This is a genomic window from Pantoea sp. X-Soil-OKNW-556, from assembly GCF_059730695.1.
The window spans coordinates 1361802-1382789 of sequence record NZ_AP035990.1 but is presented as its reverse complement, the minus strand read 5'-3'; the positions used below and the strand labels follow the sequence as shown (position 1 = coordinate 1382789).

The following is a 20988-nucleotide window of genomic DNA, read 5'->3' as shown; positions in this document are numbered from 1 at the left end:
ATTTTTTGTATAAAGTTAATTATTAAGTTAGTGAGAAACATTATTCAATAAAATTAATATTGTTGATAGAGGATTTTCAGTCAACCAATCCCGATCGCAGCCTGAAAACCCCCATTTTTCCCTCCCCCGTTGCCCCATTACCGGTGGTTCTGCACCATTCTGATGATAAGGACGCACCAATTTAGTGAAAAATAATTCCGAATTTACTTAATGAAATTCAGTATCACTAATTTTCGCACAAACTTTCGCACATATTTTAAAAGATAATTATCATTACAATTCCATTAGTTATGATAAATAAACCCAACGACCTGTGATCCTGGCATACCGCTTGCAACTCCTTTTCCATGTGAATTTTTCGTTTCATCTCGCGACTCAGAACCAGGGAAGCACTATGGCAGATATGCAGAACTCGTCCGAACGTAAGCGCTTGAACGTTCAGGGCCTTACTCACAGCTACGGTGGCAACAACGCAATCAGCGATGTCTCTTTCACGATTGAACCCGGTGAAATAGTGGCACTGCTGGGGCCAAGCGGCTGTGGTAAATCCACCGTGTTAAGGGCAATAGCCGGACTTATTCAGCCTAAAGCTGGAAAAATTGAACTGGGCAATCAGGATCTGGCCCTGGTCTCGGCCAGGGCGCGGGGTATCGGCATGGTTTTCCAGAACTACGCTCTGTTTCCCCATCTCACTGTCGCCGAAAACATCGCCTATCCGCTCGCTTGTCAGCAAGTTTCGCGTGCTGAACGTAAACAGCGTGTTGAAGAGATGCTGGCAATGGTGCGCCTCAGCGAATATGGCAATCGTCTGCCGCGTGAGCTTTCCGGTGGTCAGCAGCAACGCGTTGCAGTTGCCCGGGCCATAGCAGGTCGCCCTTCTCTGCTGTTGCTGGATGAGCCTTTTGGAGCACTGGATCGCGCGCTGCGTTTTGATTTACAGGTGGAATTGTTACACCTGCAAAAAACGCTGGGGATCACCACGCTAATCGTGACGCACGATCAGGAGGAGGCGCAGAGCCTCGCCAATCGTTTGGTGTTGATGAACAAAGGCCATGTTGAGCAGATCGACACACCGATGGCAGTTTATGATCAGCCCAAATCACTGTTCGTAAACACCTTTATTGGCCAAACCAACCAGTTAGCTGGCACCGTACTGCGCTTTGATAACGACACCACGTTGATCGGCCTGTCTGGTGACAAAACGCTGCGTCTGCCTCGCCGTCTGAATTTTACCACCGGCTCGAAAGTCACCATCACATTCCGTCCTGAAGAAGTACGTTTGTCAGCGCAGCCTGGAGAACAGTGTCAGCCAGCAAGGCTGACGGTTTCCGTCCCACTGGGGCCCGTGCTGGTGCACGACCTGATGCTTGATTGTGGTACTACGCTGCGGGCTTCTGAGGTCAGAGTCCCCGGAACCCGCATCCCCCTTCCCGGATCGCAGCTTTTTGCTGAGATCGATACGACACGCTGTCATGCCTTTCCGGCTGAACCGCAAACCCTGAGTGATTAAATAGAGGTGAACATCATGAAAAACTTTGAGATTAGTCGTCGTCGGTTCGGTCAATTGTTGGCAGGAGCAGCCGCAACCTCCTTGCTACCGGTGTCACTACGTGCGCTGGCGGCAGAGAAAGAAACCGCAATTGCTGCCACCTTTCCGGGGAACTGGGAAGATGCCTATCGCAACATACTGACCCCGATCATGAAAAAAGAGGGGTATGGCCTGACCATTGCCCCTGCGTTGGCACAAGACCAGTTGGCAAAAGTGATGGCCAGCCCCGGTAATCCCCCTTATGACGCGCTGTTAATGTCGCCAGGGCAAATGACCATTGCCATTCAGAATGACATTATCCAGAAAATCGATCCCTCCAGATTGAAAAACTGGCATCTCCTCGATCCGAGTTTTCAGGGTGAATATGGCCCAACGGTTACGGTAGAAGTCAACGGCATCGCCTATAACCCGGACCTTGTGCCACGTCCGAAGGGTTATAAAGATCTGTTCGAAAACCCCGCCTACAAAGGCCTGGTCTCCTGGACTGGTTTTGCCTCCAACACCGCGGTCATGGCTTACACCGAAATCGCCAAAATCTATGGCTCCGGGCCAGATGACATGGCGGCCGTGTTTAAGTTGTTCAAGGATCATCCTGAGCAGTTAAAGAGCATTGTTGATAGCACCAATCATCAAATGACCTTGTTCCAGCAGGGGGAGATCGCGGTATTCATGTGCAGTACCAGCAACGTGGCACGCCTGAAGAGTCTGGGGATGAACTGCGAGTTCGTCCATCCGGAAACGGGATCTCCAGCGGCACCGGTCAATATTCATCTGACGAAGGGCACCAAAAATGCCGATGCCGTCTACGCCTATATGGATGCGGCCATCTCCCAGGCTGCACAGGATCAATTCAAATTGCCACCGGCTGAAATGTTCCCGACCAACAGCGATGTTGCGCTGACACCGGCAATCTCCGCCTATGTCACGCGCGATCAGCTTAAGACTCTGGTCTACCCCGACTGGAACAGCATCAACAAAAATCGTGATGCCTGGATTCGCGAATTTGACACCATTGTTGCCGGATAAGGTGATGTGATGAAACAGAGCGGCTTTCCTTACGTTGTCCCCATGCTATTGCTCTCCGTGGTGTTCTTCGCAACGCCGCTCGCGGTTTTGGTCGGATTTAGTTTCATCACTAAAGGTGGTGTCACCCTGGATCACTACGCCCGTTTTTTCGGTGATGAATTCAACTTTCGTGTGTTGATTAACACCGCGAGATTGGGACTGGAAACAGTTATCGGCACCACCCTGCTGGGCGTACCTATCGCGTTGCTTTACTGGCATAGCGGGCGAACCTTACGTCAGGTGATCATTTTCCTGACGCTAATCCCGATGCTGACCAGTAACGTAGTGAGAACGTTCGCCTGGATTGTCATTTTGGGACGTCAGGGACCAATCAGCGAAGCATTAATGGCGCTTGGCATTACCGGAATGCCGACCAGCCTGATGTTTACGGAGCTCGGTCTGGTCATGGCAATGTGTCAGATTGATCTGCCGCTGATCATTTTGCCGCTGATCGCCATTCTGACCCGCACCCAATACTCACTCACCGAAGCGGCACAAGTCTCAGGAGCTGGCCCCTGGCGCATTTTGATCACCCTGATGCTGCCACTGATGTTACCAGGCCTGTTGGCAGGCTGGATCCTGGTATTCGCCAGTACCAGCAGCTCGTTCGTCACCCAGGCCGTGATTGGTGGTGCACGTAATGTGTACGTGCCACAGCTGATTTATCGCGAAGTCGGTACGCTGTTCGACTGGCCTCTCGCTTCCGCCATTGCCGTGGTATTGCTGCTTTCGACTGGCTGTCTGCTGGTGGCACTCACCATGATTTCACGTCACAGGAGATTGAACGGTCATGCTTAATCGACGCGAAAATCCCGTTCCGGCACTGCTGTACAAAGTCTTTGTGTATGGCTTTGGCACGCTGTGCCTGATTTACCTGGTCGCACCGATTGTGATTGCTCTGATGATGTCCTTCACCGCCGGGCAAACACTGAAATATCCACCGGAAGGATTTTCATTGCGCTGGTATGAAGCGCTGCTCGACCCGGTGCGCTCGGGTACTGAACACATAGCGGCATGGAACTCACTGAAAATCGCCGGATTGGCGGTATTGGGATCGCTGCTGTTTGCCGTGCCCGCCAGCATTGGTATGACGCGGATGAAACGTAAAACCGTGAACAGCATCGAGCCATTACTGCTTGCTCCGCTGGTGTTACCCAGCCTGGTCTATGGGCTGGCAGCATTGATCGTCGCCAACTTTATTGGTTTCCAGCCATCGCTGTGGTTGACCGTTACCGGGCATATCGTGGTGTTTGGCCCGTTGATGTATCGCGCCGCGTCTGTTGTGGCCCAGGGACTTAACCCCTCTCTGGCGGAAGCATCAACCACTATGGGGGCCAGTTGGTTTATGACGCTTCGTCGTGTCACGTTGCCACTGTTGATGCCCGGCATTCTGGCTGGTGCGTTTCTGGTGTTTATTCAGTCACTGGATAACGTCACGGTTTCGCTGTTTCTTGCAGATGCTTCAACCACGGTGTTGCCGCTGCGAATGTTTGCTCTGATTGAAGAGTCACTCGATGTCCGTGTGGCCGCTATCTCAGGGATTCTCATCGCCGTCACCTTGCTCGGTTTGCTGGTTGCACGCCGTGTGCTGGCTCCACGCCCACAAAATTAATGACTTAATCAAGTACAAGGATTCACCTATGAACACTCATGCGACTCAGCCCGCTGGCTATCGCATTGGCTCTCTGCTTGCCGATTTCCAGCCAGATTTTACGTTTTCAGCCCCGTTACCATTGCCGGAGGAGGAGTTTGCCGAACGTCTGCGCAAAATTCGCCGCCAGGCTGTTGAAGCCGGACACGATGCGCTGATCGTCCACGCCGGGAGCGTGGGCTGGTTCCACGCCTCAAATGCGTATCTGCGTTATATCTGTGACTGGATGCGAGAAGGTGTGCTCATTATCCCGACTGATAGTGATAAACCGCTGACGCTACTCTCCTTTTTTACCCAGTCGGTATTGTTGCCACCGGGTGGTGAGCCGTTGCTGGTGGATGAAATCTGGCAGATTGGTCCGATTGGTCGTGAATATGCAGATCGTCCCGGTGACTCGGTAATCAAAACGGCCGAGAAATGTGCGGAGATCCTCACACGGTTAGGGTTAGTGAACGCGCAAATTGGCAGTATCGGCGATCGTACCTCCCTCACTTTCTGGGCGGCCCTGGCGTCGCTGATGCCGCGCAATAAATTTATTGCCGACAACCCAATTCTGGACCGCATGCAGAAAGTCCGTTCACCCCGTGAAATTGAGATGTTCCGGGCCGCAGCACAGTTGATCAGTATTGGCACGCAGGCGGCATATCATGTGACAAAACCGGGTGTCACTGACCATGAGATCTTCGCGGCGTTTACGGCAGCACAGATGGCGTTTGGTGGTGAGACCGGGGATGGCTACCAGATTGGTATCAACGAATTTGGTACCCACTGCGGTAAGCCTTATGGTCATGTGGTGCGTGCCGGTGATCTGATCAATTTGTACATTTCCAATGTCACCTGGCGGGGTTACACCGCGCAGACCGCGCGCATGATTGCCGTGGGTGATATCACTCCGCACCAGGAGAAGGTGCTGACAGCCTGTACCGACGGTGTGAAACGTGCGGAGCGTTTAATTAAGCCCGGCGCACTGATGCGGGATATCAACAACGCTGCCTTCGAACCGATGATCGAACAGGGCATGCTGACGTCAGCCGAAGCTCGCACCATGCCCTACAACTGGTCACCCATGCCTGACGGTGGCGCACGTCTGATCCCCCAACAGTATGTTCGCGATATCGACTGGGAAGCCCAGGGGCGCAAGCTGATGCATGTCTACCCTGCCACCTATGGACCACACAATCCCAATCTGGGTCACTCCATCGGTATGGCTGGCGCGCAAAACAGCTTCAACATCTCCTCTCATAACTACGATCGCCTGGAAGAAGGGATGGTATTTGTGCTCCATAGCCAATGGCTGGAACCGCTGGCGGCAGGCTGCAACATTGGCGATTGTTATGTTGTCACCAAAGACGGTTTTGAAAATCTTAGCCATCACACCCCCCTTGAAACACATCGTATTGACAGCGGAGCCTGAGATGAGCCAGCCAACATCACATACTTTTTTTGACTTTGCGTCATTAACCGAACGTGAGCGTTACAAGATTTTGATTGGCACGGTAATTCCGCGCCCGGTTGCCCTGGTGACCACGGTCAGCCGCGACGGTGTTCCCAATGCCGGCCCGTTCAGCTTTTTCAATGTACTGACTCACGACCCGGCGATTGTCGCTATCGGTGTGGAGAACTATGCCGATATGCGTTTCAAAGACACCGCACGCAATATCCGTGAAACGGGCGAGTTTACGGTGCATATCGTCGATGATGCCCTGGTGGATCAGATGGAGATCTGTGCCATTAAATTTGGTCCCGAGGTCAATGAACTGGAGGAGGCCGGTCTGGAAACCGTGCCGGGCCAATACGTGCACAGCCCGCGCATTCTCGCTGCCCCTGCGGCACTGGAGTGCCGCCGTCATACCACCTTACAGGTTGGCCCGGCGAGAGAAATCATTCTGGGTGAGGTGGTCGGGGTATATGTGCGCAGTGATGCGGTCAACCCGGAAAATCTGCACATAGACCAACAACTGATGGATGCGGTGGGGCGTATGGGGGGAAATACCTATTGCCGCACACGCGATCAATTCGATATTAAAACGCTCACTAAAGAGCAATGGGAGGAACGCCAGACGATTAAATAAACGCAAACTAAAACACCATTCCTGATTTTTATCTTTTTTCACCATATATCCCCCCAACGAGGGGTAATAAATAATTAATTCAGACAGGGTAAAAACGTAATGATGAAACGCTCACTTTTAGCGGCAGCTATGCTGCCGCTACTGGCTGCCTTATGCCCGGTTCAGGCTGCGGAAATATATAATAAAGACGGCAACAAACTGGACCTGAATGGCAAAATAAAAGTTTCCCATATGTTTTCTGATGACAGTAATAATGATGGTGATGCGTCGTCAAATCTTCAGGGCGGTTTTACCGGGGAGACAAAAATTTCGGATAAATTGACGGGTTATGGCAGCTGGTCATATCAATTCAGCCTGCATAATTCTGAAGGCGGTAGCGATGCTCAAAATGGTAATGCTACTCGCCTTGGCTACGCCGGTTTGAAATATGGTGAATTGGGTTCTATCGATTATGGCCGCAATTTCGGTTTGGTTTATGACGTGATGAGCAACACCGATATGCTGCCTTTCTTCGGTAGCGACTCTGATTACAATGATGTCTTCCTCGTGGGCCGCTCGACCGGCTTGCTCACCTGGCGTAACACAGGTTTCTTTGGTCTGGTGGACGGTCTGAACGTGGCCGCACAATACGAAGGTAAAAATGACCGAACTGGCAGTACCGATCAAATTATCCGCGCTAATGGTGATGGATTTGCACTTTCCGCCTCTTATGCTTTCGATTTTGGCCTAAGCTTTGTGGGTGCTTTTGCCAGCCTTGACCGTACAGATGCGCAAAATAACTTAAGCCGTGGTCATGGTGATAAAGCCCAACATTGGGCCGCTTCGGTAAAATATGATGCGAATCAGATTTACCTCGCGGCCGCGTATGATGAAACGCTGAATGCCACCCCGATCAGCGGGGGATTTGCGAATAAAGCACAAAATTTTGAAGCCGTTGCACAATATCAATTCCTGAGTGGATTCCGCCCTTCAATTGCTTACATCTCTTCGAAAGGGAAAGATATTGAAAACATCGGTGACGCCGATATTATTAAGTACACAGCCATTGGTGATTATTATTATTTCAACGTCAATATGTCTTTATTCGCTGAGTACCGTATTAATATGCTTAAAGATAATAACCCACTCGGACTGGCGACTGACGATGTGATGGCGCTGGGTCTGGTTTATCAATTCTGATATGACAACGCCTCAGCAATGAGGCGTTTTTTTACACGGTGAGCTGAAACGCATCCAACGTGGCAGGAATGCGGGCAAAGGTGAACAGAAACCACGGCGTGAACTGTTCCGGGTGCTGCGCAATCTCCTGCTGAATCTGCGCCACCGACCGATAGCACCAGGCATCGGCCTCTTCCGGGTTCAGTTCCGGTTGTTCATCGCTGATGGCAAAAAACACATGACCGTATTCATGTTCCGTCAGGCCATTGCTGAGCGGCAGGTTGTAGCTCAGCTCGAATACCGGCGTCAGCGTCAGCGACAGCCCCATCTCTTCACGCAGGCGACGTTCAGCGGCAGCCTGGGTGGATTCCTGCGGATAAGGATGACCACAACAGGTGTTACTCCACAAACCGCCGCAGTGGTATTTACCACTGGCACGACGTTGCAGCAGCAGTTCATGCCGCGAGTTAAACACGTAAACCGTTACCGCACGGTGCAGTAATCCCTTTTCATGAACTTCCAGCTTTTCCATCTTGCCAGTGGGACGATCGAGGTGGTCGACGAGGATAACTTCTATGGCGGACATGACAACTCCTTCAGAAAAATCTCAACCATTGTACACAATCACCGCGCCGGGGGCCGGAAAAATTGCGTACATTCCGTGCGTTTGCGTAACGGAAAATTAATTTTAGCAGCTGGATTTTGAAGCAGCATAAAAAACGGGGAATAGTTAATAAGAAAGGAGAAACGGTGGCGCACCCGGCACCACCGTGGAAAAGCGCTTAAAGTTTAAAGCTTTGCACCACTAACTCCAGCTGAACGCTCTGCTCCTCCATCGCGCGCGCGGCAGCAGAAACCTGTTCCACCAGCGCGGCATTCTGTTGGGTGCTGCCGTCAAGCTGGGTGATAGCCACGTTCACCTGATCGATGCCGAGGCTTTGCTCACGGCTGGCAGACATAATCTCCCCCATCAGCGTGGTGACGCTGCTGACGCCGTGCATCAATTCATCCATAGTTTGTCCGGCTTGCTCCACCAACTGGCTGCCAGCATCAATATTGGTGACCGACTCCTCAATCAGCTTCTTGATCTCTCGCGCCGAGTTGGCCGAGCGCTGGGCGAGGTTACGCACTTCCGACGCCACCACCGCAAAACCGCGCCCCTGCTCGCCCGCGCGCGCGGCTTCTACCGCCGCGTTCAAGGCCAGGATATTGGTCTGGAAAGCAATGCTGTCGATGACGCTGATGATATCCACCACTTTGCGCGATGAATGATGGATTTCGCCCATAGTGCTGACCACCTGACGCACCACCTCGGTGCCACGCGCCGCCACCTGCGAAGCGCCATCAGCCAGTTGATTGGCATGAGTGGCGTTATCCGCGTTCTGACGCACCGTACCGGTCAGTTGCTCCATAGAAGCCGCCGTTTCAACAATCGAGCTGGCCTGTGATTCGGTACGCGCCGACAGATCAGCGTTGCCGCTGGCGATCTCCCGCGAGGCAGCGGTAATCGCCAGCGCGCTGTCACCCACCTGACGCATCAGCCCCTGAAGGTAAGCAATAAACTGGTTGAAGCTCTGCGCCACGGCGTTAAATTCCGGGCTGTTGCTGGCAGGCAGACGCTGGGTCAAATCCGCACCGCCGGTTGATAACGCTTCAATGTTACGGTTGAGCTGGCTTAAGCGCTTCATCATGGCACGCACAAAGCCGAGCAAGACCAGCAGTAGGATCACCGCCAGCGGGATCTGCACCAGGCCCAATCGGGTCAGCATGCTATGGGTTTGCGCATCCAACAGGCTGGAGGGCACGTCGCTGGCGAGATACCACGGACTGCCGGGAATGGCTTGCAGGAACAGCGTATGCTCGCCATCTTCCGTATCATAGCTCGCCTGTGTCGGCTGACTGCCCGCCTGCGCCAGCAACGTTTTCAGCGTTGGAGCCAGCGGCAGTTGGGTATCGGACAGGTTTTCCAGTTTCGCCGCAGCATCAACCAGCGCGGCGTTACCGACCACTTTGCCATCGGCTTCGACGATCAAGACGCGACCATGAATCGCCTCTCCCATCTGTTTCGCCAGTTGGTTGAAGAATCCCAGGGTCACGTCGATGGTCGCCACGCCCCAGGCGGTACCATTACGGTAAATCGCCATCGCGCAGTTGGTACGCGGTTGCGGGCTGGCCGCATCCTGATAGGCCTTCGCCCAGGCGCACTGGCCTTTCGCGGCCGCCATACCGTCTTTGTACCAGGGTTGCTCCCAGTATTTGTCGGCAGCGTCAGAGTTCCAGTAAGTATTCACCTGTAACTGGTTGCTGGCGTTGCGCGCAAAGAATGAACTGTCTTTCTCTTTAGCCGGATCGCGACGGTTCGGCAGGGGCCAGATACCGCCGCCGAATACGTTGCTGTCCTGATATTGGTTAACCAGCGCAGGCAGCAAGGTATCGATGCTGGCGCTATCCATTACCCCGGCAGCTTCGGTAATAGCACGCTGCTGCGCCTGAACGCGGTTCATCTGTTCGACGATACGTCCGGCCAGGCCATCGACTTCGTAACGCACCAGGCGGCTCTCATTGTTGCTGAGTTGGGGTGCAATAAACTGATTGATCACCAGCACGGTGACCAGCATCAGCACGGCGAAAAATGCGATGAGGGTCGCGGTGAAACGGGATTGTGTGGTTTTTAACATGAGAGTGCCCTTACCCTGGAGTGGCGAGATGCCTGATCCGGGTTAACGGCGTGTTAAGAAGGAACTTGAGGTGCGCACGATCACAAAGCAATAAAATAATTGATGAAGGTGATGATGTAGCGGCGCGATGTGTTTGGCGCGTATAGCAAAACCTGCGCGATAAATCGCGCCGCTACGATTCAGGCAACCGGAGGCTCCACCACTTCTTGCCTTGGACGAAAAATATGGTTGTTGCCATCAGCCAGCAGACGCTGCAACAACTGCTGTCCACCGCGTTCATCGGCCTGCGCAAACTGGCGTTCCGCCTCGGTGATTGGCGTTGACCACAGCAAATTCACCCGGTCGCCCCCACGCTTTGGCAGCCGGAACTGCGCCGCTTCCGGGGCCAGGCCATTCGCCAGCAGGAAACTTTCAAACCCCACCGGTGCCACTTCTGACGCCAGCGTATGCCCCTCACCCAGCCAGGTAAGGCGCGCCCACGGCAGATGGGCAAACTCCGCCAGTGCGCTGGCCATCTGCACTGCATTGGCTTCGTTCATCACTTCGCCATCCACTGCCATCGCCAGTTCGATGCGGCGATACTGCGGGGCCAGCTCATCAAACAGATAATCGACCTGCGGCATCGGTCGGATCCCCATGCCGAGGGTGAGGAAGTACCACACGCCCTGATGCCAGTGCTGCGAAATTGCCATCGGCGGCCAGTTGCCCTGGTCGATGGCGTAATACTTCACCGATTCACCGAACTGCGCCTGGTAGCACTGCATCAACTCACGCTGCACCACTTCCCATAAATGTCCGTCATGCCAGTCACGCCAGAAATGGCGTTGCTGTTCGGCACGCGCGTAATAGTCATTGGTTGAGGCCGATCCGAGCGGTGCCGTCAGGCGATTCTTTTTGATACACCCGGCCGAGAAGCTCACCTGTTTGTCCTGGTACAGGCTCCAGCCAGGGATCACCGCCAGCAACTGACCGTAGTACCACAACGCCGCACCATCATCGCTCGGCTCCCAGAGTATCTGTAACCCGGCCGGATCGAGCGGCGGTTCCGCTTCCAGCGTGCGGCAAAATTCGGCACTGAGCAGCGGCGCGATACCCTGCTCCAGTGCATCGCTGTCTTCACGCGCCGGTGCGGGCAGCAGGTTGCGTAACCAGCAACCGCGTACCGCATACTGGCTGCGGAACAGGTCGTTTGGCCAGATATAAAAATAGGCCGTGCGCGCGTCCTGCTCGACGATGGCCGTAAGTGTATTTTGCTGATTCGGCACCTCAGCAATCAGAGGTTGGTGTGTCATAACGCCTCGACAATGCCTGGAGGGATCCATTTTCCCCGAGAATAGAGCAGGATCGACACTCGTGCCATGTGGCACAAGGGTAAAACTCTCAAAGTGCGCAGGAGAAAGATGAGGATTACTGAAGTTTCATGCCGTATGCGTCGGCAAGCTTCAAATAAATTCGCGATTCTTTTGCCGTTGCGCATGCTATTGTCGCGCCATTCGCATCGAAGGAGTTGACGCAATGGTGCTGCAAAATGTGGATTTTAACCTGCGAGATGTGGTGATTTTCACCCTGCTGGTGTGGCTGTTTATTCGCTACAGCTGGGTGATGTCGGCACTGACGTTGCTGGTGGCGGGCATCGCCCTGCTGATTCTGTTACCGGTTGATATTTATTACTGCCTGTTACCTTTGGCGCTGATGGGGCTTGGGCTTGGCATGCTGATCCACCATTACCAGTTACGGCAGCTGACGCTGCGTCGGGAAGCCAAAACACCGCGCACCTACACCAAGGCCAGGGACGAGTTACACCTGTAACCCTTATCGGCCCATGCGTTTCATCGCCCGGGCATAAGCACCACGCTGAATTGACCAGCGCAACAAACCAGCAATCAGATGTATTTGCCCATCCACCAACCGTTGCTGCAACGGATTGATGGGCAAGGCTGCCAGTTGTTGCGCCCAGTCTGGCAACAAGCCAATCCCTGCTTTCATCATGATATGCATCACCGGTTTCGCCTGCCAGCTGGGAGCCGGGGCGTTCATCAACAGCTGCGTGACCTCCCGGGTACGTGCATCGCAAACCAGCTGTGGACGTATTGCCTGCAAATAGTTTTCCACCGCCGCAACGCTTTTCGGCACCTGCTCTGCCCCTAGCGATTCCGCGATCAGCGCCGCTTCCTGATAGTAGCGATCCCTTTCCATCAGGCTCAGGTGAGGATTTTTATAGCGCAGATGCGCCGCGAGAAAACGGCTGGTTTCCGCCACATGCACCCAGGTCAGCAGATGCGGATCGCTGGCCGCATAGGGTTGCCCCGCATTGTCGACGCCGGTGACACGCAGATGGATGCGTTTAACCCGCTCGATCAAGGTGTGTGCATCCTGCTGATTGCCGAAGGTGGTGACCGCGATAAATTGGCTGGTACGCCGTAGCCGTCCCAGCATGTCATCGCGGAAGTTGGAGTGATCCCATACGCCCGCCAGCGCCGCCGGATGCAGCATCTGCAACAACAAGGCGCTGATACCGCCACACATCATGGCGGCGAAATCGCCATGTACACGCCAGATGACGCTGTCGGGGCCAAACAGCCCAGGATCGCCAGGGGGTTGCGAGATGTCGAATTCATTGAGTGACAGGCCATTCAGGCGGAAGACTTGTTGTTCGATGCGTTTGCGGATGTTCATGATTTTCGGGTAATTGCCCGGTCAACCTCAAGGCTGACCGGGTTGCTAACATTTCTGTGAATTGTAGCGGCACGTTATATCATGCCATTTGGCATCTGCTGCCATTGCTACGTTTGCACGATAAATCGCGCCGCTGCGTTGGGTTTAGAGATAATCAAATGATGCGTCCTGAGTGCGCACCGAATCCAGCCCAATCATCACATTGATCTTACCCGGCTCGGCCACATGCTGCATTTTCTGATTCCAGAATTTGAGCGCATCGACGTCAATCTCAAAGTTCACCGTCTGGGACTCGCCCGCTTTCAGCATGATGCGCTTAAAGCCGCGCAGCTCCTGCACCGGACGGCTGATGCTGGCAACCGGATCGTTCAGGTACATCTGCACCACCGTTGCGCCATCGCGCTTGCCGGTGTTGGTGACCTTGACGCTGGCTGCCACCGTGCCATTACGGGGCATAAATTTCGCTGACATCTTCACCGGCGAAACGCTAAAGGTGGTGTAGCTCTGACCATAACCAAACGGATAAAGCGGTCCGTTGATGGCATCGTAGTAGTGCGACGTGTACTTGTTCGGCTTCTCGAAGTTGTACGGACGACCGGTTGGCAAATGGTTGTAGTAAATCGGGATCTGCCCTACCGAACGTGGGAAGGATACCGGCAGCTTGCCTGACGGGTTGTAGTCGCCAAACAGCACATCAGCGATAGCGTTACCACCTTCGGTACCGCTGAACCAGGTTTCCAGCATCGCATCTGCGATCTGATCTTCATGCACCACATTCAGTGGGCGACCATTCATCAGCACAATCACCAACGGTTTGCCGGTGGCTTTCAGCGCCGTCAGCAACTTCTGTTGGCTTTCCGGGATGGTCAGTTCGCTGCGACTGGAGGCCTCATGCGCCATTCCCTGCGCTTCGCCCACCGCCGCCACGATGACATCGGCTTTCTTCGCATTGGCAACGGCTTCATCAATCATCTGCTGCGGTGAACGTGCATCAACAGTGACTGCCTGTTCATACAAATTGAGGAATTTCTGGATGCCTTGGTTATCGGTGATATTCGCGCCTTTGGTGTACAGCAGCGTGCCCTTACCGGCCATCGCCGCGCGCATCCCCTGATACAGGGTGATGGACTGCTTCGCCACCCCGGCGGCTGACCAACTGCCCATAATGTCGCGTTGGCTATCGGCCAGAGGGCCAACCAGCGCCACGGTGGCGTTCTTTTTCAGCGGTAAGGTTTCGCGCCAGTTTTTCAGCAGCACGATGCTCTTACGCGCCACATCACGCGCTTCGGCACGATGCAGACGGCTCTCCGCGTTGGTGTCCTGCGGATCGCTGCCTTTTGGCCCCAGATGACTGTAAGGATCGTTAAACAGCCCCATATCATATTTGACGTTCAACACATGGCGCGCAGCATCATCAATTTCCGCCATGCTCACCGCACCGCTTTTCACCAGCCCCGGCAGGTATTTGCTGTAGTACTCGTCGCTCATACTCATATCGATGCCGGATTTCAGCGCAATACGCACCGCATCGCGGGGATCGCTGGCGACCCCGTGTTTCATCAGCTCTTTAATCGCACCATGATCGCTGATGGTGATGCCTTTGAATTTCCACTCATCACGCAACAGATCTTTCAACAGCCAGCTATCGGCGGTGGCCGGTGTGCCGTTTATCGAGTTGAGCGCCACCATCACGCCACCGCTGCCAGCATCCAGCGAGGCTTTGTACGGCGGCATATAATCCTGGAACATTCGCTGTGGGCTCATATCGACGGTGTTGTAATCACGTCCCCCTTCCACCGCACCGTACAACGCAAAATGCTTCACGCTGGTCATGATGGAGTAACGATCCGCCGGACTTTTGCCCTGCATCGCTTTCACCAGGGTGCTGCCCATTTGTGAGGTGAGGAAGGTATCTTCACCAAAGCCTTCCGACACACGTCCCCAGCGCGGTTCGCGGCTGACGTCCACCATCGGCGCCCAGGTCATGTTCAAACCGTCGTCTGCCGCTTCATAAGCGGAAACGCGCCCCACTTCGGCGACCGCGTCCAGATCCCAACTGGCCGCCATGCCGAGTGGGATCGGAAACACGGTGCGCTGGCCGTGCACCACGTCATAAGCAAAGAACAAAGGAATTTTCAGGCGGCTAAGTTGCATCACCTGATCCTGCATGGCGCGAATGTCCGGGCGCGTCACGGTATTAAAAATTGCCCCAACCTGTCCGTGTTGAATCATGTCACGGATGGCTTCCTTTGGGTTATCCGGCCCGACGCTGATCAGACGCAGCTGACCAATTTTCTCATCCAGCGTCATCTTGCTAAGCAGTTGGTTTACAAAGGCATCACGCGCTTGTTCGGTCATCGGATGGTTGCCAAACATCTCATCCGCCAGCGCGGGTTGCATGGCAAGGGATACAGCGAGGCTTACAGAGCAAATCCATTTCATCAGGTCGGGTTCTCTTAAGTGACTGCACAATATAAAAATAACCGGCAAAGTGTGCCATAAGTTGAGGATAGCAGGTAGCCGACGATGTCACATCGCAGCCGCTTCGTGCAACGCGTGCTACAGTTGTTTCGCTACCGTTTATGACAAGGATAAGCCAATGAAAAACGCCTCCTCTGACTCTGCCCTGTTGGGTGAACTGCGCCGCCTCGTCGGTCCTGCGCAACTGCTGACGGATGCCGAACACACCGCCCGTTATCGTAAAGGCTTTCGCTCCGGTGAAGGCGAAGCGCTGGCGGTGGTGTTTCCCGGCTCGCTGCTCGAATTGTGGCGCGTGTTGCAGGCGCTGGTCACGGCCGATGCCATCATTCTGATGCAGGCTGCCAACACCGGGCTGACGGAAGGCTCCACCCCACAGGGGAATGATTATGATCGCCCGGTGGTGATCATCAGCACGCTACGGCTGGATAAACTGCAACTGATTGATGGCGGTAAACAGATTCTGGCGTTCCCGGGCAGCACGCTTTACCAGTTAGAAAAAGCCCTCAAACCGTTGGGACGTGAACCCCATTCGGTGATCGGTTCGTCCTGTATTGGCGCATCGGTGATGGGCGGTATTTGCAACAACTCCGGCGGGTCGCTGATTAAGCGCGGCCCGGCCTATAGCGAGATGGCGCTCTACGCGCAAATTGATGCGGATGGCAAGCTGCGGCTGGTCAACCACCTTGGTATCGAACTGGGCCATTCGCCGGAAGAGATACTGGGACGACTGGATGATGATCGCTGGCAACAAAGCGATGTGATCTGGGATGATCGTCATGCCTCAGATCATGAATACGCCGAGCGTGTACGCGATATCCACGCCGCGACCCCGGCGCGTTTCAATGCCGATGCCCGCCGCCTGTTCGAAGCCTCCGGTTGTGCCGGTAAGCTGGCGGTGTTTGCCGTGCGCCTGGATACCTTTGTCAGTGAACCGCAGCAGCAGGTGTTTTATATCGGCAGCAACGATCCGGCGGAATTGGCTGAGATCCGCCGACATATTCTGGCGAACTTTACCCACTTACCGGTGGCGGGTGAGTATATGCATCGTGCTATTTTTGATATCGCTGAGGTGTATGGCAAAGATACCTTCCTGATGATCGACCGGCTGGGCACCGACAAAATGCCGTTGTTTTTCACTCTTAAGGGTAGGTTCGATGCCTGGCTGGCGAAGCGCAAATGGGTCAAACCACATTTAACCGATCGCCTGTTGCAGCGGCTGAGCGGATGGTTCCCGGCCCATCTGCCGAAACGCCTGAAGCAGTACCGCGACAAATATGAACATCATCTGATGCTGAAAATGTCCGGTGACGGTGTGGCGGAAGCGCAGGAGTATCTGCACGCCTTTTTCCGCGAAGGTGGCGGTGAGTTTTTTGCCTGTGACGCCAAAGAGGGTGCTCACGCGTTTTTGCACCGATTTGCGGCTGCCGGGGCCGCCGTGCGTTATCACGCCATTCATGCTGATGAAGTCGAGGATATTCTGGCGCTGGATATCGCGCTGCGCCGCAACGACAACGACTGGTTTGAACGGCTACCGCCGGAATTCGACCAGGATCTGAGCCATCGGCTCTACTACGGTCACTTTTTCTGCCATGTATTCCATCAGGACTACATCGTGAAGAAAGGGGTGGATGTCCATGCGCTGAAAGAGAAGATGCTGGCGATTCTTAGCCAACGTGGCGCGGAGTACCCGGCAGAGCACAATGTTGGCCATTTGTACGCCGCGAAGCCGCAACTTCAGGCGTTTTATCGTCGGTTAGATCCCACCAACAGTTTTAATCCGGGAATTGGCAAAACCAGTAAGCAGAAAGGATGGGCGGTGAAGGTTTAATGATACGTAGCGGCGCGATTTATCGCGTGGTTTTTTAATTCCCGCGCCAAAAACATTGCGCGATTAATCGCGCCGCTACGTTAGTGCGATCTTTATGGTAATTGCTGGCTGTCGTCCGTCAGCCCCTGCTGGGCGCGACGTTCGATAATCATGGTCTGCGGCGTCGACAACACGATGCCTTCTTTACGCAACCGCGTCAGGATATCAAACAGCAAATCGCTTTTGGCGCTTGAAATCTGGCGCTGGCTGGCAACGTTGCCGGTCACGCTGAGAACAATGCCAGCCGGTGTCAGATCCTTGAATGAGACGGACGGCGCAGGCATTTCGAGGATACGTTCGTTCTCCTCATACACTTCCAGCAGGATCTCGCGCACGCGTACCGGATCGATATTAAGTGGGAAGGTCAGCAAAATCGTCACCACCCCTTGCGCATTGCCCATGGTCGCGTTTCGCACGTTCTGCGAGATTAGCTGCGAGTTCGGCACAATTACGGTGGATTTATCGCTGAGCTGGATCTCCGTGGCGCGCACGTTGATACGGCGGATATCCCCTTCGATGCCGCTGATGCTCACCAGATCGCCAACTTTAACCGGGCGCTCGGTGAGCAGGATCAGACCGGAGATAAAGTTCTTTACGATCTCCTGTAAACCAAAACCGATACCAACCGACAGGGCGCTGACGATCCACGCCAGTTTGTTCCACTGCAAGCCCATGATCGACAGCGTCAGCAGGATAATCAGCACGTAACCAATGTTGCTGAACAGCGTCACCAGCGACACGCGCATCCCCGCGTCCATGGTGGTTTTCGGCAGGAACTCTTTATCCAGCCAGCGGCGCACCGAGCGCAGCACATAAATCCCCACCACCAGGCAGATAATGGCGTTGACCATATGCGCCGGAACAATATTCAGCGACTCCAGCCCTTTGCCGCCCCAGAATTCAATCACCTTCTGGATCAGGCCAATCGGTGTGGTCGAGGCAAAAGTGCCGTTCAGCAGCGCCAGGGCAACGATACCGATCAACAAGGTTTTGCCCAGCGCACCTAACAACGTGGCAGCCTGTTGCAGGTGGCGCTCATCAATATTCAGTGAACTCTGGATGCGTCTCCCGCTGCGGGTTTGTATTGAGAACAGGCTTTCACAACCGTCCGTCACCAGCTGGCTGAGGAAATAGAACGAACCGAACAGAATGCCACACCAAATCACTTCATAACTGAGGAAGCGCGCCAGCGAGATGTAACCGATCACCAACGAAATCAGGATGGCAAGCGCCGTCAGCGTCAGGCCCATTTGGATCAGACCGACCAACGTTGAACGCGCTTCCGGTGGATTGCCCTTCTGCGCCATTCGGCGACGCACCCGGTTGGTACGCATGCTGATCGCCAACCCGGTGCTACCAATCAGAAGTGCCGTCAGGCCGTTCGCCATAATGGTGGTATTCAGGCTGGTGCCGACGCTGTAGTTAAAGGACTCCACCGTCTGGAAGATAAACACCAGCGCGGCGGTGATCGGCGGAAAAGGCTTCAACGCCAGCGCCACTTCATTGGAAATGGCCGGCAGACGCCAGCTCGGGCGACGGGTGGAGAGGAACGCGCGTCCCAGGCCCGCAATCAGGCCGCAGTAAACGCTAAGTTGCACCAGGCGCAGGATAAAGTCCTGCACATCGGACGACACCTCATCGCGGCGGGCAAAGGCCAGCGCAAAGAAATTGAAGGTCAGGACCACGGCTGCGAGGGTGGTGAGGGCAATCGCCGAAGCGAGGAAGCTGCGGCGCAGTCGTCCTTCCGGCATTTTGTGAATGCTGACCCAGGCGAGAAACTCCTCACCGTAGCGGCGGCCCAGCGTCATCACCAGCATCGCGGCGATCAACCAGCCAATGGTGCCAAAGCGCCAGCCCGGTTCCCATGACAGCGCGGCGGTGTCCTGCAATTCACTCAGGAAGTCACTGATCTTCTCGCCATCGAGATCCTGGGTGCTGGCCAGCGGTGCCCAGAAGCGTGGGCCAAGGATACTGCCGGCATTCAGCGCCAACTGGCTTTTCAACTGATCGCGACGCAGGTTGACGATTTGCGACGACAGCGTCAGCGCGCCGTTTTTAATCCCTTCGGCTTGCTTGATTTGATCGTCCAGCTTGGTTTTCTGGTTCTCCAGCGAGCTACGCTTGCGCGCCACTTCCAGCGTTTCGGTCATGCCGCTGTCAGGTTTAGGTGCCGGTCCGAGCACTGCCAACTGTGCATCCAGCTGCTGACGCTGCGGCACTAATGCCTGGCCGAGGGTATCGGCATTGCCCGACAGTTCCAGCGCCATTTCATTCAGCTGGCTCAGCTTGCTTTCATTATTTTCTCCCGACACCTGACTTTTAATCTTGTCGAGAATCTTCTGCATTTTCGGCAGTTCCACCGATGCATTGACTTTGGGTGCCGCATCTTCGCCCTGCGGAGCCGGGGCATTATTGTCTGCCGCCTGGCTGAATGCCGGGGCCAGCAGCGCCAACATCAGCAAAAAAGGAGCAAAAAGAGTTCGAAACGTAAACATAAGAGTGAGATTCCAGCGCATTAACCGTCCACAGACGCGTCTTAGTGACCCTAAGTGGCGGCTAGTGTAGGCCTTTGGCAACGGCGAAACTATAGGAATGAGGGTGTAAAACATTGGTGCTAACGATAAGGCTTTTTGCAGATGCCGCCCCGCTGGCCGCATCTGCAACATCAATATTATTCGACGTTCTGTCCCTGAGCGCCGGTGCTCGCTGTTTGCGAGGCTTTCTGCTTTTTGTACGCCAGTGCCGCCGCCGGGACCGGCGCCGCTTTGCCAGTTTCCAGCCAGTCACGCAGACGGTTAGCATCCGCAAAGTGGGTGTATTTACCGAACGCATCCAGCACCACCAGCGCCACCGGACGGTTGTTAATCACCGTGCGCATCACCAGGCAGTGACCAGCCTCATCGGTGTAACCGGTCTTGGTCAGCTGGATACGCCAGTCGTTTTTGTATACCAGATGGTTGGTGTTACGGAACGGTAAGGCGTAGTTCGGATGTTTAAACACCGCCGTGTCTTCTTTGGTGGTGCTTAACTCACCAATCAACGGATACTGACGGGTGGCTTTCACCAGCTTGATCAGGTCTTCCGCGTTGGAGACGTTATGAATCGACAGCCCGGTCGGCTCCACATAATGGGTGTGGGTCATGCCCAGCGCCCGCGCCTTGGCGTTCATGGCGCGAATAAAGGCGTCATAACCGCCCGGATAGTGATGGGCCAGGCTGGCAGCCGCGCGGTTTTCCGAAGACATCAGCGCCAGCAGCAACATATTCCGGCGACTGATTTCACTGTTGAGCTTCACGCGGGAGAACACGCCGCGCATTTCCGGGGTATGGCTGATATCCACCGACAGCATTTCATCCAGCGGCAGCTTCGCATCCAGCACCACCATCGCCGTCATCAGCTTGGTGAGCGAGGCGATCGGGCGCACTCGATCGGGATGGCTGGAGAACAGCACTTTGCCATTATCCAGGTCGACAATCATCGCACTGCCGGACGCAATTTGTGGCTGCGCGACAGGAGCCAGATTGGACAGTGCAGCAGCAGGTGCCGCCTGAACAGGTGTAGTCACTGCCGGTGCGCCGATCATCAGTGCCAGCGACAGTAAAGAAATACGCATTTTTACAGACATCGTGTCAAAAAAATCCGGTAAGGAGTTTTGTGCTGTGCTATCGCACAGGCCGCGCGCATCAAGCCAGACGGGATGCGGGCTGGCGACAGCATGATACGTGGTTCTCTACGAAATATCCTGGAGAGATTGTTTCCGGGCGTTAAAAACCCAAGGCAGGCAGATGCAC

The 20988-nt window shown here is 54.7% G+C and carries 16 protein-coding genes; 9 read left to right on the top strand and 7 right to left on the bottom strand.

The genetic code is table 11. The features are described 5' to 3' along the window. The first annotated feature begins 394 nt into the window (after window positions 1-394). The 7 genes from AC6I8T_RS06300 (at window position 395) to AC6I8T_RS06270 (ending at window position 7516) form a co-directional block, all read left to right on the top strand. Window positions 395-1510 (top strand): ABC transporter ATP-binding protein, encoded by a 1116-nt coding sequence (locus AC6I8T_RS06300; RefSeq protein ID WP_021182492.1) that lies wholly within the window; start codon window positions 395-397, stop codon window positions 1508-1510. 15 nt (window positions 1511-1525) lie between these two features. Beyond that, window positions 1526-2575, top strand: coding sequence for an ABC transporter substrate-binding protein (locus AC6I8T_RS06295; RefSeq protein ID WP_021182491.1), 1050 nt, complete (start codon window positions 1526-1528; stop codon window positions 2573-2575). A 9-nt stretch (window positions 2576-2584) separates the two neighbouring features. Further along, the gene (locus tag AC6I8T_RS06290; protein WP_021182490.1) at window positions 2585-3412 is read left to right on the top strand and encodes an ABC transporter permease; all 828 of its coding nucleotides are present in this window, start codon (window positions 2585-2587) and stop codon (window positions 3410-3412) included. Beyond that, window positions 3405-4226 (top strand): ABC transporter permease, encoded by an 822-nt coding sequence (locus AC6I8T_RS06285; RefSeq protein WP_021182489.1) that lies wholly within the window; start codon window positions 3405-3407, stop codon window positions 4224-4226. Before AC6I8T_RS06290 ends, AC6I8T_RS06285 begins: the two co-directional genes overlap by 8 nt. 28 nt (window positions 4227-4254) lie before the next feature. Further along, the gene (locus tag AC6I8T_RS06280; protein WP_208725065.1) at window positions 4255-5679 is read left to right on the top strand and encodes a M24 family metallopeptidase; all 1425 of its coding nucleotides are present in this window, start codon (window positions 4255-4257) and stop codon (window positions 5677-5679) included. Between the two features lies 1 nt (window position 5680). Next, complete coding sequence (locus tag AC6I8T_RS06275) at window positions 5681-6337, top strand: flavin reductase family protein (protein ID WP_208725064.1); 657 nt, start codon at window positions 5681-5683, stop codon at window positions 6335-6337. Between the two features lie 99 nt (window positions 6338-6436). Further along, window positions 6437-7516 (top strand): porin, encoded by a 1080-nt coding sequence (locus AC6I8T_RS06270; protein ID WP_497833601.1) that lies wholly within the window; start codon window positions 6437-6439, stop codon window positions 7514-7516. Window positions 7517-7547: 31 nt separating this feature from the next. On the opposite strand, the gene idi is transcribed toward AC6I8T_RS06270, so the two are convergent. From idi to AC6I8T_RS06255, 3 genes are all read right to left on the bottom strand, one after another. Beyond that, window positions 7548-8081, bottom strand: a complete 534-nt coding sequence (gene idi / locus AC6I8T_RS06265) for an isopentenyl-diphosphate Delta-isomerase (protein ID WP_021182485.1) — start codon at window positions 8079-8081, stop codon at window positions 7548-7550. A 196-nt stretch (window positions 8082-8277) separates the two neighbouring features. Beyond that, the gene (locus AC6I8T_RS06260; RefSeq protein WP_497833600.1) at window positions 8278-10173 is read right to left on the bottom strand and encodes a methyl-accepting chemotaxis protein; all 1896 of its coding nucleotides are present in this window, start codon (window positions 10171-10173) and stop codon (window positions 8278-8280) included. Window positions 10174-10352: 179 nt separating this feature from the next. Next, window positions 10353-11465, bottom strand: coding sequence for a suppressor of fused domain protein (locus AC6I8T_RS06255; protein ID WP_208725062.1), 1113 nt, complete (start codon window positions 11463-11465; stop codon window positions 10353-10355). Window positions 11466-11688: 223 nt separating this feature from the next. Between AC6I8T_RS06255 and AC6I8T_RS06250 the strand changes: the two genes are divergently transcribed. Beyond that, window positions 11689-11982 (top strand): hypothetical protein, encoded by a 294-nt coding sequence (locus tag AC6I8T_RS06250; RefSeq protein WP_497833599.1) that lies wholly within the window; start codon window positions 11689-11691, stop codon window positions 11980-11982. Window positions 11983-11985: 3 nt separating this feature from the next. Here the strand turns inward: AC6I8T_RS06250 and AC6I8T_RS06245 are convergent, their stop codons facing one another. Next, window positions 11986-12852 carry an oxygenase MpaB family protein gene (locus AC6I8T_RS06245; protein WP_208725502.1) on the bottom strand — a complete coding sequence of 289 codons (867 nt, stop codon included), beginning with the start codon at window positions 12850-12852 and terminating at the stop codon, window positions 11986-11988. Window positions 12853-12993: 141 nt separating this feature from the next. Beyond that, window positions 12994-15291 carry a beta-glucosidase BglX gene (bglX, locus tag AC6I8T_RS06240; protein ID WP_208725060.1) on the bottom strand — a complete coding sequence of 766 codons (2298 nt, stop codon included), beginning with the start codon at window positions 15289-15291 and terminating at the stop codon, window positions 12994-12996. Between the two features lie 157 nt (window positions 15292-15448). On the opposite strand from bglX, the gene dld reads away from it, so the two are divergent. Then, window positions 15449-17158 carry a D-lactate dehydrogenase gene (dld, locus tag AC6I8T_RS06235; RefSeq protein ID WP_497833598.1) on the top strand — a complete coding sequence of 570 codons (1710 nt, stop codon included), beginning with the start codon at window positions 15449-15451 and terminating at the stop codon, window positions 17156-17158. Window positions 17159-17250: 92 nt separating this feature from the next. Here the strand turns inward: dld and AC6I8T_RS06230 are convergent, their stop codons facing one another. Beyond that, window positions 17251-19692, bottom strand: a complete 2442-nt coding sequence (locus tag AC6I8T_RS06230) for a DUF3772 domain-containing protein (RefSeq protein WP_208725058.1) — start codon at window positions 19690-19692, stop codon at window positions 17251-17253. Window positions 19693-19868: 176 nt separating this feature from the next. Continuing rightward, window positions 19869-20822, bottom strand: a complete 954-nt coding sequence (gene pbpG / locus AC6I8T_RS06225; RefSeq protein ID WP_021182477.1) for a D-alanyl-D-alanine endopeptidase — start codon at window positions 20820-20822, stop codon at window positions 19869-19871. Between the last annotated feature and the right edge of the window lie 166 nt (window positions 20823-20988).

Coding starts and splice junctions, on each gene's coding strand:
- AC6I8T_RS06230 (WP_208725058.1), bottom strand. CDS start 19,692: ATGTTTACGTTTCGAACTCTTTTTGCTCCTTTTTTGCTGATGTTGGCG.
- AC6I8T_RS06255 (WP_208725062.1), bottom strand. CDS start 11,465: ATGACACACCAACCTCTGATTGCTGAGGTGCCGAATCAGCAAAATACA.
- dld (WP_497833598.1), top strand. CDS start 15,449: ATGAAAAACGCCTCCTCTGACTCTGCCCTGTTGGGTGAACTGCGCCGC.
- AC6I8T_RS06295 (WP_021182491.1), top strand. CDS start 1,526: ATGAAAAACTTTGAGATTAGTCGTCGTCGGTTCGGTCAATTGTTGGCA.
- AC6I8T_RS06275 (WP_208725064.1), top strand. CDS start 5,681: ATGAGCCAGCCAACATCACATACTTTTTTTGACTTTGCGTCATTAACC.
- AC6I8T_RS06280 (WP_208725065.1), top strand. CDS start 4,255: ATGAACACTCATGCGACTCAGCCCGCTGGCTATCGCATTGGCTCTCTG.
- AC6I8T_RS06290 (WP_021182490.1), top strand. CDS start 2,585: ATGAAACAGAGCGGCTTTCCTTACGTTGTCCCCATGCTATTGCTCTCC.
- pbpG (WP_021182477.1), bottom strand. CDS start 20,822: ATGTCTGTAAAAATGCGTATTTCTTTACTGTCGCTGGCACTGATGATC.
- AC6I8T_RS06250 (WP_497833599.1), top strand. CDS start 11,689: ATGGTGCTGCAAAATGTGGATTTTAACCTGCGAGATGTGGTGATTTTC.
- AC6I8T_RS06300 (WP_021182492.1), top strand. CDS start 395: ATGGCAGATATGCAGAACTCGTCCGAACGTAAGCGCTTGAACGTTCAG.
- idi (WP_021182485.1), bottom strand. CDS start 8,081: ATGTCCGCCATAGAAGTTATCCTCGTCGACCACCTCGATCGTCCCACT.
- AC6I8T_RS06260 (WP_497833600.1), bottom strand. CDS start 10,173: ATGTTAAAAACCACACAATCCCGTTTCACCGCGACCCTCATCGCATTT.
- AC6I8T_RS06270 (WP_497833601.1), top strand. CDS start 6,437: ATGATGAAACGCTCACTTTTAGCGGCAGCTATGCTGCCGCTACTGGCT.
- AC6I8T_RS06285 (WP_021182489.1), top strand. CDS start 3,405: ATGCTTAATCGACGCGAAAATCCCGTTCCGGCACTGCTGTACAAAGTC.
- bglX (WP_208725060.1), bottom strand. CDS start 15,291: ATGAAATGGATTTGCTCTGTAAGCCTCGCTGTATCCCTTGCCATGCAA.